Consider the following 16,712-nt stretch of genomic DNA (forward strand, 5'->3'; position numbering starts at 1 on the left):
ACCAACCCTCTGCGGGCAAATGAACTAGCAAGTGAATTCCGGCCGGACCTCCGCGACCCTTGCTAACTCGGCCTGCAGTAGTTCGACAAGATGACGGCCTCGTTAGTGACCGCCGCCGAGGTTGCCCGCGAGTCGGGCGTGCAGGAGGGTGCTGGCCTCGTTGAGACCTTCGATGACGACGTGCTTGCCGTGGCGTTCGTACTTATACGTGATGGCGTCCAGGGTGGCGACGGTGGAAGCGTCCCAGATGTGGGAGCCGGACATCTCGATGACGATTCGTTCTGGGTCGTCGGCGTATTCAAACTGGGTCATCATGTCGTTGCTCGAAGCGAAGAACAGCGCGCCCGTGACCGTGTAGTACGCCGTCGGGGCCTGACCCTCGTTGAGGCTGAGGGTGCGTTCGACTGTGGCGAGATGGGCCACGCGGCGGGCGAAGGCGACCATGGCGATGATCACGCCGACGACGACGCCAATGGCGAGGTTGTGGGTGATAACGATCACGATGACGGTGGCGACCATGACCGTGGTCTCGCTCTTGGGCATCCGCTTCAACGTCGACGGGCGGATGCTGTGCCAATCGAAGGTGAGCACGGAGACGATGATCATGACCGATACCAGAGCGGCCATCGGTACCACGGCCAGCACGTCGCCGAGACCGAGGACCAGGACGAGCAGGAAGACGCCCGCCAGGAACGTCGAGATGCGGGTGCGTGCACCGGAGGCTTTGACGTTGATCATGGTCTGGCCGATCATGGCGCAGCCACCCATCCCTCCGAAGAAGCCGCTCATGATGTTCGCAACGCCCTGGCCCCAGGCCTCGCGGGTCTTGTTCGAATGGGTGTCGGTGACTTCGTCGACGATCTTGGCGGCCATGAGGGATTCCAGGATGCCGACCATCGCCATCCCGAGGGCGAACGGGGCGATGATCGTGAACGTCTCCCAGGTCAGCGGCACGCTCGGGAACAAGAGTTCGGGCAGGGACTTCGGCAGCTCGCCCTGGTCGCCGATCGTCGGCACGTTAATAGCCATCAGAACGGTAACAACAGTGATGACCACGATCGCCACAAGCGGCGCCGGGATGACCTTGGTGATGCGCGGCATGAAGATCATGATGAGCAGGCCACCGGCGACGAGCGGGTAAACCAAGAACGGCACACCGAGCAGCTGCGGCAGCTGCGACGTGAAGATCAAGATCGCGAGAGCGTTCACGAAGCCGACCATCACACTGCGGGGAATGAACCGCATCAGCTTGGCGACGCCGATCACGCTGAGGAGGATCTGGAATGCTCCGGCGAGGATGACCGTGGCAATGAAGTATTCCATCCCGTAATCCCGGGCAACGGGCGCGATGACGAGTGCAACAGCGCCGGTGGCGGCCGTGATCATGGCCGGGCGCCCGCCGACGAACGCGATAGTGACGGCCATGACGAAGGAGGAGAACAACCCGACGCGTGGGTCGACACCAGCGATGATCGAGAATGCGATGGCTTCAGGGATGAGCGCCATCGCCACGACGAGGCCGGCGAGCACCTCGCGGGTGAGGATGCGCGGTGTTCTCAGAGCAGTCAGCACGGACGGTTCGGCTTTGTAACGATTGGTTTTAGGTTGGGGGGATTTTTCGGCAATAGCCATAGGTAACTCCGGTGACGGGCCCTCCCGTAAGAGAGCCGATGGGCAATGTCTGTGGGCGCTTCAGCGCGCAGGCCCAGCACTATCGTGTTCGACAATGGGGGTGGGGTGTTGGCGTCCAGGTAACTGGCGGCCAGAACTGCAACACTACCCTAACGTTAGAGTTAAGTTGAAAGAGATACTGCCATGGACGCAGACGCACCCGCAGTCACAATGCACATTGGCGAGCTTGCCGAGAAGACCGGACTCTCACTGCGCACCATCCGTCACTACGACGAGGTCGGACTCCTCAAGCCCACTGGCCGCACCGATGGCGGCTTCCGCCTCTACACGCACCAGGACTTCAGCCGACTGATGTTGATCCGACGAATGAAGCCCCTTGGCTTCCCCCTCGAGGAAATGACAGACCTGCTGCGGGTGATCGACACGCTCAGCAGTAGCGACAGCACAACACCGGTCGACTCTGAGGTTCGTCGCGAACTCGACACCTTCATCACAGAGGCCGACAAGCGCCGGGCGAAGCTACAGGAGCAACTCGCCATGGCCGACGAGTTTCTGTCACTCCTGCGCGAACAATAAGGCCCGACCGGCATCACGCTCCAGCAGCGTTTCAGGTCGGCGACGGTAGGAATCCTCAACCGGTGCCGTCACAGAGCAGGAGCCGTCCCGCAAGCCGGACCTTGAACGATGCGGGTTTGGACGAACTGGAGAGCCAGGGCTCGACTCGCTCGATGTTTCGCAGGGGAACCCGCGTCGGGGCAGATGCGTCTTCTTTGTCGGCGCCCTGCCCCGACGTGCCAGAAGAAGCCGTCTGAGCGCCGGCAAAGCGCCGCACCGAGAGGGCACCAAGTGGCACCTCGACGCCGCCCGCATCCGACACGCGGGGCGGACGAGTTGCGGCTCAGCGGTTGGCGACGAGGAGGTTGAGCCGCTCGCCGTCGTGCAGGATGGCCTGTTGGGGTTCGGGCAGCCGAACCGTGTTGAGGTAGCCGATGTCGTCGACCGTGATGCCCAACCGGGCGGCGACTTCCTCGATGAGATCGCCCGGAGCGACGACGTAGGCAACGCATGCGCCGTCGCGCGTCTCGACGATGCCGCGAGCACCGCCGGTTTCGCCGGAATCGGTGGCGCGGAGGTCGGGACGCAGCGGCGCGAACGTCCACTTGATGTCGGCACGGGCAACGATGGTGGCCAGGCAATCCCCGTCGACGGCCAAGCCGTACGGTGTCGTGAGAATGACCTGATCAATGCCGGTGGGGTCGCCCCCGACGAAGCGCAGCTCTTGCCCATCCTGGGCGCTGGTGCCGGCCCCGGCGGGGCCGAAGCTCATGCGCGGGCCGCTGTCGAAGCAGGTCTGCCCGGCGGGGAGCGGCCGAACTGCCGCCATCGCATCCACCTGGGTCTGCGTGGGCAGAACCAGATCGTGCAGTGACAGCTTGAGGAGCTGACCGTCGGAGTCGAAGCGCACCGTGCCCGTCACGCCGTCGTCGGAGGTGAACGTTCCGCTGCCGATGGTGCCGATCGGTGCCGTGGGCGCCGAACGGTCCGTTGCGGTGTCAACGTGCGACGAATCCGGCGTCGGAGCGGAAGGCCCGGCGCCGCCGACCCCTGCCGTGCAGCCGGCCAGGAGCACCAGCATCCCCGCCGCGCCGCACACCGTTGCGATTCTGCCCATAGCGCACCCCCTGTGGCGAATCTTAGCGGCGACGCGCGGCGGCCACCCCGTCCACTTTCCCTGACCGCAATCCGGTCCGGCGAGGTGAGGGTGACGGTCAGCCCGTCGGGCCGGTTCACGGACGCACATCCGGCGCCAATTCGCTGAAGTTCCGAAGTCTCGGGGGAGTGGCATTTGGGAACCGCGAGTGAAGAACTGCTTCGAGCTCCGATAGGGTGAGCGCGTCACGACCGACAAGAAGGAGCGCAATGCCGCCCACGCTCACCTCGAGGAATCTGCTGTGGACAGGGATAGTCCTCACCGTCGTTGGCCTGGCCGCCCGACTGTACCTCACGTCGCTCGTGTTCGTGCTCTGGGGAAACGACGCACTGAACAATCCGGCGCTGCACTGGACGCAGATACTTCTGGCTCAAGTTGCGTTCCAGCTCGGGCTCGCGCTCATCGCCTTCTTCGTCGTCGTCCGGGCAATCGAACACCATCGCGTGGCCGGCAGCACGCCAGCGAACGGCTCGGTGCACGAAGGCACCGCTCCGGACGCCGCATCCGCTCAGCGCGCCCTGGTCAGAATGTTCTGGACCGGTGTCGGCCTTGTCGTGCTGGGGCTGATCCTGCAGGAGTCGCTGGCCGCATGGCAGTACGACCTGTCGGGTACGGCGGATGTCGGATCCGGTCTTGCCCGCGACATCCTTTTGCTGGTGGGGGCGCCGCTCGAAGCGGTCGCCCTGCCGTTGGGGATCCTCCTGGCCGCCGGATCACTCGTCCCTCGCACGCTCGAACTCGCGAACGCCGAGCACTCCCTCCGCTGACCGCTGGTGGGGCGGAGGGCTATCTTCGCTCTGGCGCCCGCCCGTAATCATGGTGCTGTCGGTGGCAAGGAATGACGCGTCCGATTGAGGACGCCCAAATCCGGTGTCCCGCAAACCGGACCTTGATCGCAGACGCCGGCGCCACGAATAGGGTCCGGGACTTGTGCCGAAGGAGCCGTCGCGTTTGCCCCGCCCGGCAGGGATTCGCACTCGCGTGCGTCAAACGGGGCAGCAATTGGAACTGGAGGGGCTGCTGTTATCCCCAGCTCAGACCGTGGAGCCGCATCGCTGCCTCCACATCTGGGTTACCAGGTCGAAGGTCACCAACAACGATATTGCTCAGCTGCGCGCTGAACGCGCCATCAGTCGACCGCTCAAAAATGGTCCACAGTTCCAGATCGTTGCCGTGTCGAGACAGGAACCGAACACCATCGAACAAGGGCCGCCCCTCGTCGTTTGACATCTCGTAGATCTCACGGCCGACGCGCTGGGTGAGCTCACGTGGTTCGCTGTTCTGAAGTGCCGACGAGTCGAAATCAGCCAATCCAAAGCCAACTGCGAGTGCGACGAAGGTGGGGCGAAGCGCCGCGATCGTTGCGGAGTCTGCGACGTCGCAGTATCGCCCGCCTAAGTTTGCGCGGGAAGCCTGGCGGACGCTGAGCCAGGACTCGTCGACGATGCCGACGGGTACGGACGCATAGAGGGAGGCATCGGCTTCATCGACGCGGATGCCGCCCATGTCGGTTTGGAGTATCGGGTCAGGGCGAAACCGGGCGAGGACTTCGACGAGGCAGGCAAACAGGCTCGACCCCGCGTAGATCGTGCGGTAGGCCGAGTCGAGCGCGTCCCAGCGACCGTTGAATCGGCCGTTGATTGCGTGTGCCCAATCGACCCAGTTCCAGGGATCCGGCCCGTACCCGATGCGCCAGACCTCGCCGGGGTCGGAGCGGACGGCCATGCGATCGGCTCTGTCCGGCGTGTTGTCCACTATCCGACGGCGGCGAACGCGCGAGCAGCGGCCAGCACTCGTGGGCCAACTTCGTCCGGATTGCCTTCGCGGATGAGTCGTGCCGGCGCGATGTCTTCGAGCTGGGGATTCATCCCTTGGAACCATGCCTGAACCACTCGAGGCTGGTCCCGCTCGGTGAGTAGCCCGGCGACCTGGTACGCGAGCCTCAGCCGGCGCGTGACCTCGGCCGGCGGCTTTCGGACGCCATCGGCCCACTGCCGCACGGCGCGGGTTTCCGTGACGGAACCTAGATAGGCAACCAACTGGGCGCCCAGGAGCTCGCGCAGCTGGCCGACAAGTTCAGCAACATCCGAACGAATGGAAATCTCGTATGCCCGCAGTCCGGGAGTGGTTAGTGACATGTAAATAGCCTACCGCTATCCCAGATCCAGTGACAGAGCATATCCCAATGCAAATCCCACTCAATATGACCGATAATAGTTATTATGACAAGTAATCCCTGATCAAAGCCCTTTTCACTGAAATCAGTACGAAGTCTCTCGCTGGCCAACTGCACGATCGACGGCTGCACAATCGCTCGAGGATCGAACGAGCTGACGGAGCATATCGGGGGTCGCCAGCACCCTTCGAACTGAACAAGGACGTTCACATGGCAGCCAGGCCACCGAGCAAGCCGGCACGTCTCGCAGCACCCTCAATGCAGAAAGCGCCTCCGACGAAGTCAGCACCTGCGAAAAGTGTCCGCAACCTGCTTGGGTGCGCGCTCGCTCGCGGCAAGATCGTTCGCCACGCGTCGGTTGGAGCCCCCCGGTTCGTGAAGATGATCTCAAGAAATGCAAGAAAATACCCCTTCTAGGACCGCAGGCAGAGAATAAATATGGCTTTATTGATTGTTTTCAGTAAAAAACTATAGTTAATGCTGTAGGGTTAGGGATGTCCCCGTCACTTCCCTAGGAGTTCCCGATGCTCGAGTCACCCGAACCATCCGAATGGTTCCTCTCTCACTTCGGTGAGCACAGCTTGCAGGTCATGAGCGCGCTGGTTTCAGCTGGAGTGGCTGCCCATGAGCGGTCCCTCGAGGCGAAGCATGGAAGCGGGCTACGAACGAACGATGCCTATGGCACCTTCTGGCTCAGCCTCCGCGAAGAAGTGGTGACCCATCTGGCCTTCCTCCCTGGCGTCGAGACGATCCGCCCCACCCGTGGGCGCTATCAGCTGCCAGTCTTCAATCAGATGGTGCTGTTCTCAGCCAAGTGCCCTGCTGGAACAGTTGGCCCCGATCGCATGAAGCTCGGAAGATCCGGTATAGTCACCCGCATCTTCGACATCGAGGAGCGGGACAGCGTCAGCGAACCCCTCGACTTCGGCAGCCTCGATCTTGAAGAGGAGGCCCAACAGGACTTTGCGGCGCTCCCGGCATCGCTTGGCAGCGCGACCAAGCTCGCTTTCGTCGCGTACGACTGCACCGCGCAGGGCGGAATGCAACACGTCTATATTGGCGAAGCAGCACTTCTCCAGGACGGCTCCGTGCTCTGGCTCTACCGCGAGGAGCTCCCGATGCCTGCACTCATCATTGCCCCGACGCTGCTCACTCTTATCGATGATGAACCGATTCGTCGCTTTGATGACGCTCCACTCCCCACCAACCTCTTGCGTCTGCTCAACGAGGGCGAAGCCGACGCCGACCCGGTCCTGGATGGCGAAGGCACGGCCGCAGCAAATGCGCCTGACGGGTCATGAACGATTTGAAGGACGCGATGTCACCGCTCACACCACCATCGAAGCCGCTCAGCGATCGAGAAATCGCCCAAGCATTCGATCCCAATCGACTACAACAGGCTCGTCAACTCGCGCTCAAGACGAAGCAGGATCTTGCCCGCGATATTCTCGTCTCCCCGGCCATGATCGGCCAGTATGAGTCGGGCGTTTCCCTTCCTCGTGGTGACCACATTCCCAAGATGGCGAGCAGTTTGGACGTCCCGCGGGAATTCTTTGCGACCGGCCGTCCGCAAGCGAAGCTAGAATCTGGTGACGCCTTTTTCCGCTCCCTGCGATCGACGACTTCCAAGCAGCGTGCTAAAGCGACCGCGTACACCGAGCAACTGTGGGAACTCGTCCACGCGATAGAAAAGCGCGTGCGACTTCCACGAGTGGACCTGCCCGGATTTATGGGTGGAGAAATTGAGCCGGGAACGTTTTCTAACGATCCAGCTGCCGCGGCTCGTGAACTCCGACAAGCATGGAATCTCGGCAACGAGCCAATTTCGCATGTCGTGCGCACGATCGAAAGCCACGGAATTGTAACTATCTTGGTTCCATTCATCGAGCGCGAAGTAGCGCGAATCGATGCGTTTTCCACGATGTCACTGTCGCGACCTGTGATCGTCCTGTCTCCGGACCGCGCCAACGACGTGCACCGGCACCGGTTCACAGCAGCTCACGAACTAGGTCACTTGGTGCTTCATGGCGGGAAGACCGCTGGGGATCCGTCCCTGGAAAGGGAGGCGGACAAGTTCGCCGCCGAGTTCCTTACTCCCGGCGCTGTCCTCCAGAACGTGTTGCCTCGACGGCTAGATTTCGGGCGTCTCGGCCGGTTGAGCGAGGAGTGGGGCGTGTCCATCAAGTCTCTTGTCTACCGCAGTCGAGAAATGGGACTCCTCTCCGATCCCACCGCCCGCCGCGCATACATACGCCTGAATCAACTCGCGGAACAAGGCGCACTCGTCGAGCAGCCAGTGCATCAGTTCCCGGGAGAGGTCCCGGTCCTACTTAAGCAGGCGGTCGAACTGGCGGAAGCCCAGGGGCTAAGCGTCGTCGCGTTGGCGAAGGAATTGGCATGGAAGCCAGCACGAGTCCGGGTATTCCTTGGTGAGATTGACGACCGCCCAGTATTACGGCTTGTCTAAGCGCGTTGCGAACAGAAAGATCATGACTGATGGGCAAGAGCATTCCCGTGGAACTCGACAGCTTCACTTGGCCAAGCAAAACAGCCGCCCAGGCTGCATTCCGAGCGATTCTTTATGACCCCCGGTACAGCGTCTACGACCGCATATCTGACCCCCGAGCACGACCGCATGCTTCACGAATTAGTCGACAGGCATCCCGACGCGTCGATCAAGAGAGGAGATGGAATCGACCACTTCTACATAGGCCGAACCATCGACGGTGATCTAACGACTGTCTCCCCGAACGCCACCGGCATCTGGATCCGCCGAACCAACGGAGAGGGGGAGGACTTCAGCTATATAACGGCGATAAAGAGCCACACCCCGAAGTCACGGGTCAAAGAGGGTCTACGCCATGCGGTGGCCGACCGGCGCCTGGACTATCGCGAAGCTCGGTTCTCCGGGGCGGGGCCTGTTCTGAGCGACATTAGCGGCGCCGCGTTCGAGCACCAATCCGATGCCCACGTCGTCTACTTAGCGCCGAGTTGGGAGCAGCTCTCTTTTCACTTCGCGCAATCCGAAGGCGGATGGGAATCGATCGATATCCATTCAGGTGGGGGCAAAATCCAAATCGGCAGCCACCTCCTCAACTCCGATGTCGAATCCCGATGGCTCGCCTTCTTCGACGAGCACGCCGTCTTCAGCCTCGCCACAGCATCGGAATCCGCCCGCCGCCCGCCGCCCGCGCTCAGTCGAGCTGGCCTGGACCACCGCCTGATCCATGATTCAGTAGCTGGTCATCGACCCATATTGTGACGGCCGCTCGCCCTACACCGTGGGGCGTTGGCCAGGGCCGCGTTGAACTCGTTCATCATCCCAGTGCGGCGGTTCCCGGACCAGCTGGCGGTCTAGTAACTGCTGGATGCGCTCGTCGGCCTCCACTGCGGGACCGCCACCGTTGGTTTCGGCCAGGCGCTGCCGGAGGCCGGCAACGCGACCGCGTGCCACTGCTGCAGCGTTATCCTCAACAACACGGAGACGCTCGAGCGACGCGGCGGCCGCCGTGTATGCGTCGTCGTCGGTGCGGACAGCACCGAGAGGCGATTCGGTGTCAGTGATCTGGTGCAGGTCGCGGAAGGCAACCACGTTGCCGAGGTCGCGCCGCCACGCCTTCTGCCGGGAGGCGTCATCCGGGGCGGGACGAATCCTTTCGCTCCACGGTTCCGGTTTCGCGGCCGCCGTATCAACCAACGCCTGGGTCCGGTCGTGGATGAGCTCGGCCTGCGCGTGCAGCCAGGCGCGAGTCTCCCGATTGCCGCCGTCCACTCCTTCCGGCGGTGGACTGACCCAGCTTGGGAGTCCCGTCTCCGTTTGCGACCCCGGCGCTCCGATGCGGTGGTGATAGATCTTCGCGAGCGATTCGACGGTCGAGCCTGGCCCGGCATCCTCGGCCCGCACTGCTGCAGCGAGATGTGTGCGCACGTCGGCGCCGTGGGCTTCGTGGGCGGCGAGCCGGCTCGCCAGATGCGTCCACGCTTCGTCGCGGACGACGCGGTCGGCGATTTCCGTGTCGAGCACGTCCCGCACCGCGGCTTCTATCCGGCCGAGCTGGTTCGGGTCGTAGACACGGGTGAGGGCGTCTTCGTACGCCGGTAGCAATGTGGCCAGGCTGGCGGCGGTGTCCTGGGCGCGTTGTATTTCTTCGGTCGCAGACCGTTCCGCGCTCTCCCGTGCAAGAACCGCGGTGAGGGCGTCGATGATGTTGGTGCGGAGGTGGTCGGGGGCGTGCGCGTCGACCTCGAGGGTTTCTTCGACGACGGCATACATCCGGTTGGACTCGCGGCCACGGGTCGCGGCGACGTAGAGCTGCTCGCGGGACGTGGATTGCGGGTCGACGAGGATGTGTGAGGTGTCCACGGTCATGCCTTGGACCCTATTGATGGTCGCGGCGTAGCCGAGCTCAACGTGGGTGGCCACGTACTCGGCGGGGAGTGTAAGTACTCCCCCGTGCCGGAGGCTCTTGACCTTGAGGTCGCCGCCCTCGGTGTCGATGATGGTCCAGAGGTCGCCGTTGGCGACGAAGTCCTTGCCTTGGTTGGAGCGCAGCTTCCGGTCGTTCTGCCGGGTCACGATCACATCGTTCAGGCCGGCCTTGTTCCCGTCGTGCAGCACCGACCCGCTCTTACCAACGACGCCCTGGCCGACCAGGTCCAGACGGGCGCGCGCGTTGAGCGCGGCGACCTCGTCGTTGGTTCCCGCGACCATGATCGAATGTCGGTTCGCCGCCCGGTCGGCGGCCCAGGCCACGTAGATCTCTTCCAGCATGCCCTGCCGGATCCCGCCTCGGGTGCGGTCAGCGGTGACGTAGAAGTCGAGCGCCGCACTCGCCCCGTCGCGGAGGAGAAGGGACGCTGCGGCTTCGTCGCTGTCGATGAAACGGTGGACCTGGTCGAGGTAACTGGCACCCACGCGCTGCTCGATCAGGCGCAGCGCTCCCCCAGATTCGACCGCGGCCAGCTGCGCCGGGTCGCCCAAGAGCCGAATAGTCGCCCCGTGCAGCTTCGCGAGGGCGAGGACGTCCGCGAGCAACGGGGTAGAGGCCATGCCCGCCTCATCGATGAGAAGCACCGTGTTGCTGTCGATGCGGTACTGGTCGGACTCTTGCTGCTCAGGTGAGCCGTGGCGGTGGACGTCGACGAGCTTGTGCGCGGTCTCCGCCTCCACCTTGATCTCTTCCGCGAGAACCGTCGACGCCGCCGCGGTCGGCGCCAACGCAAGCACGCGGCCGCCGCCGGCTTCGACAGCGCGGGCGAATGCGCGCATGGCCGTGGTCTTCCCCGTTCCAGCCGGGCCGATCCCCACCTCGAGGAGCCGGCCACCTGACGCGAAGCGGCGGGCCAACTCCACCTGGGACGCATCCAACGGGTACTCGCTGGCCGCGTTCAACGCCTCAATGGTGGTGGTGAAAGTTTCCGGGTCGACGGTGAAGCCGGCGACGGTACGGGCTGCGTCGATGAGGCTGTCTTCGATCGCGAGGATCCGCGCCGACGTGAACCGCTCGGTCCCATGGACCCGATAGATGGACTCACCGCCCTGGCGTTGCAGCTGTTCCGGGACCGGGTTCAGCGCCGGGGCGGTGACGCCGATCACGCGGGCCATCACCGCCTGGGCGACCTGGTCGGCGACCTGCTGGGCGTCGACGCCGGGGCGCACGTTCGCGAACGCCCGGGCGATGCGTTGGGCCTCCGCGGCGACGTGCGATCGGCGCCAGGTGGCGCGGCTGTCTTCGACCGTGTTCAGCACCCGCTCCGCCAACTCGTCGACGCTCAAGGCGGCGAGAATCTCGTCCGTGACGGACAGTTGCTGCGGCTGCCGCACCGTGGCCCCGATCCTGTCGACGGCGACCTCGCCGATGATCTTGATCGCGGCCAGCCGCCACTCAGCGCGCTGGCGGGCCAGGCTCTTCGGCGCGCTCTTGCCCTCACGGGTTTCCAACGTCGCCCGCTGCGCCAAGCTCAGCTGCACCGTCCTCGGTGGGGTGTGCCCGTGCTTGGCCACGTACTCCTGGACGAGGGTTTCGTAGGCGTCTTCAATCGCCGCACGACGGGACGAGAACGAGTCCCGCAACTCCCGGCCGACGCCAGCGACCTCCCGGACACTGCGCTTGTTCCGCCCCCGCGTCTCATCCACAAACGTCACGCCGAGGCGGTTCCGGACCTCTTGTTCGACGAGGGTGTTGTACCGTTCGGACGCGGCCACGCCGAGCGCGTGCAGCACCCGGCCATCCAGCGAACGCCACTTCCCATCCAAGCCCTGCACCTTCGTGGACACGGCCACATGGGTGTGCAGGTTCGGGTCCCCGGTGCGCGAATCGCGGTGCTCAAACGCGGTGGCCACGAACCCGTGCGTGTCGACCTGGGCGACACCGCCGGCACCGACCCGGGTAACGCCAGCTTCTGTTTCCAGCCAGGTAACCGTGGCCTGCCAGGCCGCGTTGTGGGCCTCGCGGACCTGCTGGGAGGTGGCATCGTCACCGAGGGCCCAGAGCACGGACACGCTCTTCACCGGGGTGAACACCAGGTCGTAACCGGCGACAGGTTGCCTGGCCGCCTTGCCCATTTGGGAGAGGTGCGTGGCCACTTCCGCGTCCGTGCCCGGACGCTGCAGCGTGGCGGCAACACGGTCGGCGGCGATGTTCCAACGGATCAGATCCCGCTCCACCCCGGCCTCGGGGCGGCGCCCGTTCTCCACTTCGAACGCCTGGTACGCGTCGGCGACGGCGTCGTCCCAACCGTCCAGTTTGGGCTGGATCCGCGGAAACCGGCGCCCCAACCGGGACGCCTGCACGGCATCCTCCGGGGACGCTCCCCCGGCCACAGCATCCCTGATCGCAGCCTCCGCGTCCGGGTGCAACCCGTCACCGAACAAGGCCTGCATCTGCTCTTCGGAGACGTTCCCGGAGACGCCCAGGTTCACCAGTCCAGACCCGAGCCACTCCCCCACCGGGTTGCCCTCGGCGGTGTAATAGTCGGTAAGGTCTTCGCCGCGACGCACCGAATGATCCCCGGCTGCGACCTGACGGGTCAGGTAGGTGTAGCCATCACCGGCGTGAAGAACATGCACGGTCATCATGGTGAAACCACCCCCTCTCAACACAGGTTAACGGGTCAATCCCGTTCAGACACTATTAGTGCAAGAGGTGTGACTACTTTGCTTGGGCTTTTGGAGTGAGTTTTAGGGTTGGTTGGTTCTGTGATTAATTGGGTGTGCCGTGATGGTTCGGTGCGTGCTGAGTATGGATACGTGGGGGTAGTTGGAAGATGGCAACGAAACAGACCGGTAAGAAGCTGGACGCTCGCGAGCGGGCGCGACTCGCCCGCACCCGGGTTGATCAGGTCCGTGCGAAGCGCGACACCGAGATCGAAGCGACCCTCGCGGAGTTCTTCACTGCCGGTGATGAACGGGATGCCCTGGTCGTCCAGTTGGCCGTCGTCGAGAACACCATCGGGCAGAGCGTGGACCGTCTCTTCGAGCTCGGTGAGAACGCGAGCCGGGTCGCCGATCTGCTGGATCTTGATCCCAAAGACGTGAAACGTCTGCGCGCACTCGCCACCCCAATCGCGCCAGACTCCTCCCCCGCAAGCAACGCCGGCTGACACGGACTCTCATCAGGTTCACGCTCGGCCCGGGCCTCTGCCTGAGCAGACCAACTCGGTGAATGAAGAGTCGGTCTGCTGGTTTTCCATGACACGGTGGCTCGTCCAGTCGACATTCAGCCCATCCCCCGTACGGTTGGTGACGGAGTCCCCCCCACTCCGAACGATTGGCCCCGGTAGATTCCTCTCCTCCCCCCAGGTGTAGTGAAGCCGGGGCTTTTTCGTAGCTCTCACCAAACTCGTAAGAAACTCCCAGTCGCCCAGACCCGCAGGCGCGCGGCCCGCTCCCGGCCTGCAATCGGTCCAGTCAGTCGCCAGGCTCAATCTTGTGGGCCACGCCGTTTGAGCCCCTTCGGGGTGGCGTTGTCAGGGTCGTCGGTTACTTTGATGGCTGAGGGCCCACCGCGTATGCAGTGGGCCCTCGCCAATACGTGGACATCGGACAGTCCGTCACACCCGGCGTTGCCACTGACTCGCTCGATGAAATAGAAGCGCCATCTCAGACGAAAATCGCAGCCCTCCAAGAACGCGTTGTGAAGCGGAGCACCGCCGCCCGCGACGACTGCCGCGGCCTCAATACTCGAACTCGGGGCAGTCCCAAACGCCTAAAGCAGAGGTGGCCAATCGCCTCGGTCTCGCGCTTCGCGAAGCCAGGAAGTCCCCTATCCTCTGAACCCATTTGGCTCTCGGCTGCGACGCTGCCCGTGTTCGGTTCTCTTCGTTGGAACACCAAGGCGCGACCTTTCCCGCCAGAATCTCGCCGGTCAATGCCGGGCGGTCCGATCAACTGGTGTGCGCGGAGAGTTCGCCCGAAGCCTAGTAGTCGGTGGGTTCCGGGGCGGCGGCGGGCCAGTGTGCGACGTGAGATCAGAAAAGGTTGTGCATACGAGTCAGGGAATTTGTGCAGAAGACTTTGGAAATCGACATCCAGAGCACCCGGAGGACCTCTTGACTGCTTGGTCCTCGGATGGTGTACTTACGGGAAAACGCAATGGAATGTAAGCACGGACGGGTTTACCGCAGTATTTGCGGCTTTGTCCGATCTGACGAGGCGCGCCTTGCTTGCCCGGCTGGCAGACGGCGAGGCAACTGTGAATGAACTTGCCGCGCCCCATCCCCTGACCTTGCCTTCCGTTTCCCGGCACCTCAAAGTTCTCGAGAAAGCCGGGCTCGTGACCAAAACTAGGACCGCTCAATGGCGGTCCTGCCGCTTGAATCCATCGTCGCTTCCAGCAATGGACCAGTGGATGGTGCCTTATCGCCAGTTCTTCGAATCGCGTTTAGACGGTCTCGACAAGCACCTCATGATTGGCCCCAGCCCGAATTACACCTCTGACAATCTGATGGAGCGCGATGATGTCTCGGACACGAACTGAACGAAGCTTCACCCTGTCCCGCGTCTTGCCCGCGCCGCGCAATGTAGTTTTTACGGCGTGGACCGAGCCGGAACACCTCGTCTGGTTCTACAACCCCGCTATGCCCACTCCCTCGACGCCTATCCAGGTAGACCTCAGGGTGGGCGGCGTGTGGCGTCAACAGATGATGGTCGATGACGACCTCCAATACCCCACCGGCGGCCTATACCTTGAGGTCGTACCCAACGAGCGGTTGGTCTTTCGGTGGGGAGCGACTGGAGGATGGCCTGAGCTCACCGGAAACCACGAGGACAGAGCGCCGATCGTGACCGTTGACCTCCACGACGTCGCAGAAGGCACTCGCCTCGAGCTCACGGTTACCTTTCCCGACCAGTTGGCGGATGAGGATGTACGCAACCTCATCGAGGGCGGCACCCGCGATGGATGGAGCGCCACCATCGACCGAGTTGCACACAGCACCGCCATCATCACCGGTCGCCTCCGCCAACCGACGAGAACGCACGATGGAGCAAACACTGCTGATCATGAGTGATGCGCCCCTGCTCGCGCAGCTGGCGAACGAGCGACAACATGTGCTGAGAACGGTGAGGGGGCTGGCGGAGGACGACATGCATCGCGCATTCGTCCCGTCTGGTTGGACGATCACCCGGCTTCTCAACCACCTCGCATACGATGACGAAATGTTCTGGATATCAGCCATTCTTGGTGATGACGCGGAAGCGATCGAAGCCCTTCATGACGGCTGGTCGTCGGACCCGATGGCGGGTGCTGAAGCAATCAACGTGTACGAGCGGCAGATAGCCCGCAGTGACGAGGTGCTCAGAAGGATCGATCTCGACGCCCCTCCGCTCTGGGTGCCCCCAGCCAGCGTTTACGATGGGCCACCGATGCGGAACGGGCGCGCGGTCATCTTTCGCGTCCTTGCGGAGACCTCCGTGCACGCGGGCCACCTCGACATCGTGCGCGAGCTCATCGACGGTCATCAGAACCTAGTTGTTGGGTGATTCCCGACATGAGGTGAGGTGGCATCAACCTGCATATGCGGCCCGCCAGGCGGGGGGCCGTCGACGACGGAGTTTGTGTGGTCGTCCGCATCTCGTCGATCCGCCGCTGGAGGAATCAACGCTCCGGATCAGAGGATGCGAGTTCGAGGGCGCGCAGGTAGTGCGGCAGGGCATCGGCGAATCGCCCGCCGCGGCGGAGGTCGGCGCGGGCTGCGGGCAGTAGGTGGTAGTCGGCGAGATGTGCGTTGCGGTCCAGGATGTCCAGCAGCTCGAGCCCAGCCTCCGACCCCTCCGCCAGTGCCACGGCGATCGCACGGTTGAGGTCGACTGAGTATTTGACCCCTTGAGCGCCACTGGGTATTGCGCTTCAGCGCCGCCGGGTAGTGCCGGTGAGCGCCAGCGGTCGCGCTCACCGGCGTGGGTCACGCCGCGTTGTCCGCGGCGTGTTCGCGCATGTCGGTGCCCGCCGGTCTCGATTCAGATCTTCGGCGCCGTCGGCGGCGCCGAAGAGTTGCAGAGCATCGTTGGGGCACTGCTGACGTTCGTGCTCATCATCGCGGTGCTCATGATGATCACCAGCGGCGTCACCTGGGCACTCGCCTCAGCGAACGGCAACTTCCAGACCGCCACCCGGGCCCGGCTTGGGCTCTGGGTCGCCTGCGCCGCGGCAGCCCTCACGGGCTCCGGCGTCGCCTGGATCAACTTCCTGCTCGACATCGGCGTCACACTTTGAAGTGACGGCGCTCAGCGAAATTCCCCAGTCCTGCTCATCGAAGCTCCCCAGGTCGCGAGGTTAGATTAGCGGAAGTTTGTGCCCGTTGTCACGCGGCGGAGCTCGTTGGATTGGGCGGCGTGGTTGCGGAGCCGGTAGGAGCCGCCGTCGAGGGTGACGACGACGGATCGGTGCAGGAGCCTGTCAAGCATCGCGGCGGCGACGGTCGTGTCGCCGAGGATCTCGCCCCAGGCGCCGACGGGCCGGTTCGTGGTGATCACGATCGACGTTTTCAGGTAGCGCTGGTTGATGACTTGGAACAGCGCTGACGCGGCCTCGGCGGGCAGCGGCAGGTAGCCGAGTTCATCGACTTATGCAGATGTCTGCATAAATCGATTTATGCCGACTCCGTGATTATGCCGATGCGGGTAGGGCGGCGGGCCTTGCGCCCAGTGCTTTCGATGTCTGTGGTCTGGGGTCGGCTGCGTGGATGTCGGCA

16 protein-coding genes and 1 pseudogene are annotated in these 16,712 nt (G+C 63.6%); 10 read left to right on the top strand and 7 right to left on the bottom strand.

The window, feature by feature from the left end; genetic code table 11:
- Window positions 1–102: 102 nt before the first annotated feature.
- Window positions 103–1,632, bottom strand: coding sequence for a SulP family inorganic anion transporter (locus E3O19_RS11300; protein ID WP_134567679.1), 1,530 nt, complete (start codon window positions 1,630–1,632; stop codon window positions 103–105).
- Window positions 1,633–1,815: 183 nt separating this feature from the next.
- Here E3O19_RS11300 and E3O19_RS11305 point away from each other — a divergent pair, with 183 nt between their 5' ends.
- A complete protein-coding gene (locus tag E3O19_RS11305) occupies window positions 1,816–2,208 on the top strand; it encodes a MerR family transcriptional regulator (protein ID WP_134567681.1) in 393 nt (130 codons plus the stop codon).
- Between the two features lie 322 nt (window positions 2,209–2,530).
- Here the strand turns inward: E3O19_RS11305 and E3O19_RS11310 are convergent, their stop codons facing one another.
- Entirely contained in the window at window positions 2,531–3,268 is a 738-nt protein-coding gene (locus tag E3O19_RS11310; RefSeq protein WP_134567683.1) for a hypothetical protein, read from the bottom strand.
- 284 nt (window positions 3,269–3,552) lie between these two features.
- Between E3O19_RS11310 and E3O19_RS11315 the strand changes: the two genes are divergently transcribed.
- Entirely contained in the window at window positions 3,553–4,110 is a 558-nt protein-coding gene (locus tag E3O19_RS11315; protein ID WP_134567685.1) for a hypothetical protein, read from the top strand.
- A gap of 256 nt (window positions 4,111–4,366) precedes the next feature.
- Here E3O19_RS11315 and E3O19_RS11320 read toward each other — a convergent pair whose 3' ends face one another.
- Together E3O19_RS11320 and E3O19_RS11325 are read right to left on the bottom strand one after the other, a co-directional pair.
- The gene (locus E3O19_RS11320; RefSeq protein ID WP_134567687.1) at window positions 4,367–5,098 is read right to left on the bottom strand and encodes an RES domain-containing protein; all 732 of its coding nucleotides are present in this window, start codon (window positions 5,096–5,098) and stop codon (window positions 4,367–4,369) included.
- Window positions 5,098–5,481, bottom strand: a complete 384-nt coding sequence (locus E3O19_RS11325; RefSeq protein ID WP_134369915.1) for a hypothetical protein — start codon at window positions 5,479–5,481, stop codon at window positions 5,098–5,100. The genes E3O19_RS11320 and E3O19_RS11325 overlap by 1 nt, the downstream gene beginning before the upstream one ends.
- 562 nt (window positions 5,482–6,043) lie before the next feature.
- On the opposite strand from E3O19_RS11325, the gene E3O19_RS11330 reads away from it, so the two are divergent.
- The 3 genes from E3O19_RS11330 (at window position 6,044) to E3O19_RS11340 (ending at window position 8,781) form a co-directional block, all read left to right on the top strand.
- On the top strand, window positions 6,044–6,820 hold the full coding sequence (locus tag E3O19_RS11330) for a hypothetical protein (RefSeq protein WP_134567689.1): 777 nt from the start codon (window positions 6,044–6,046) through the stop codon (window positions 6,818–6,820).
- Window positions 6,817–7,986, top strand: a complete 1,170-nt coding sequence (locus tag E3O19_RS11335; RefSeq protein WP_198413897.1) for an XRE family transcriptional regulator — start codon at window positions 6,817–6,819, stop codon at window positions 7,984–7,986. Before E3O19_RS11330 ends, E3O19_RS11335 begins: the two co-directional genes overlap by 4 nt.
- 114 nt (window positions 7,987–8,100) lie before the next feature.
- Window positions 8,101–8,781: a DUF3223 domain-containing protein gene (locus E3O19_RS11340; RefSeq protein WP_134567691.1), complete on the top strand. Its 681-nt coding sequence runs from the start codon at window positions 8,101–8,103 to the stop codon at window positions 8,779–8,781.
- Between the two features lie 12 nt (window positions 8,782–8,793).
- On the opposite strand, the gene mobF is transcribed toward E3O19_RS11340, so the two are convergent.
- Complete coding sequence (gene mobF / locus E3O19_RS11345) at window positions 8,794–12,597, bottom strand: MobF family relaxase (RefSeq protein WP_134567693.1); 3,804 nt, start codon at window positions 12,595–12,597, stop codon at window positions 8,794–8,796.
- Between the two features lie 188 nt (window positions 12,598–12,785).
- On the opposite strand from mobF, the gene E3O19_RS11350 reads away from it, so the two are divergent.
- The 4 genes from E3O19_RS11350 to E3O19_RS11365 all read left to right on the top strand — a co-directional run bounded on the left by E3O19_RS11350 (window position 12,786) and on the right by E3O19_RS11365 (window position 15,501).
- Entirely contained in the window at window positions 12,786–13,121 is a 336-nt protein-coding gene (locus E3O19_RS11350) for a hypothetical protein (RefSeq protein ID WP_134567695.1), read from the top strand.
- A 1,034-nt stretch (window positions 13,122–14,155) separates the two neighbouring features.
- Window positions 14,156–14,497 (top strand): ArsR/SmtB family transcription factor, encoded by a 342-nt coding sequence (locus E3O19_RS18360; protein ID WP_241981339.1) that lies wholly within the window; start codon window positions 14,156–14,158, stop codon window positions 14,495–14,497.
- Entirely contained in the window at window positions 14,478–15,029 is a 552-nt protein-coding gene (locus E3O19_RS11360) for an SRPBCC family protein (RefSeq protein WP_241981340.1), read from the top strand. The genes E3O19_RS18360 and E3O19_RS11360 overlap by 20 nt, the downstream gene beginning before the upstream one ends.
- Window positions 15,022–15,501, top strand: a complete 480-nt coding sequence (locus E3O19_RS11365) for a mycothiol transferase (RefSeq protein WP_134567698.1) — start codon at window positions 15,022–15,024, stop codon at window positions 15,499–15,501. The genes E3O19_RS11360 and E3O19_RS11365 overlap by 8 nt, the downstream gene beginning before the upstream one ends.
- Window positions 15,502–15,616: 115 nt before the next feature.
- Here the strand turns inward: E3O19_RS11365 and E3O19_RS11370 are convergent, their stop codons facing one another.
- Window positions 15,617–15,805, bottom strand: coding sequence for a hypothetical protein (locus E3O19_RS11370; protein WP_134567700.1), 189 nt, complete (start codon window positions 15,803–15,805; stop codon window positions 15,617–15,619).
- Between the two features lie 177 nt (window positions 15,806–15,982).
- Between E3O19_RS11370 and E3O19_RS11375 the strand changes: the two genes are divergently transcribed.
- Window positions 15,983–16,234 carry a DUF6112 family protein gene (locus tag E3O19_RS11375; protein ID WP_420898607.1) on the top strand — a complete coding sequence of 84 codons (252 nt, stop codon included), beginning with the start codon at window positions 15,983–15,985 and terminating at the stop codon, window positions 16,232–16,234.
- A gap of 65 nt (window positions 16,235–16,299) precedes the next feature.
- Here the strand turns inward: E3O19_RS11375 and E3O19_RS11380 are convergent.
- Window positions 16,300–16,584, bottom strand: a pseudogene (locus E3O19_RS11380) (ATP-binding protein); the annotation flags it as partial.
- Window positions 16,585–16,712 lie beyond the last annotated feature (128 nt).

Source organism: Cryobacterium algoritolerans, assembly GCF_004402785.1.
In the GTDB taxonomy this organism is placed as follows: Bacteria; Actinomycetota; Actinomycetes; order Actinomycetales; family Microbacteriaceae; genus Cryobacterium; species Cryobacterium algoritolerans.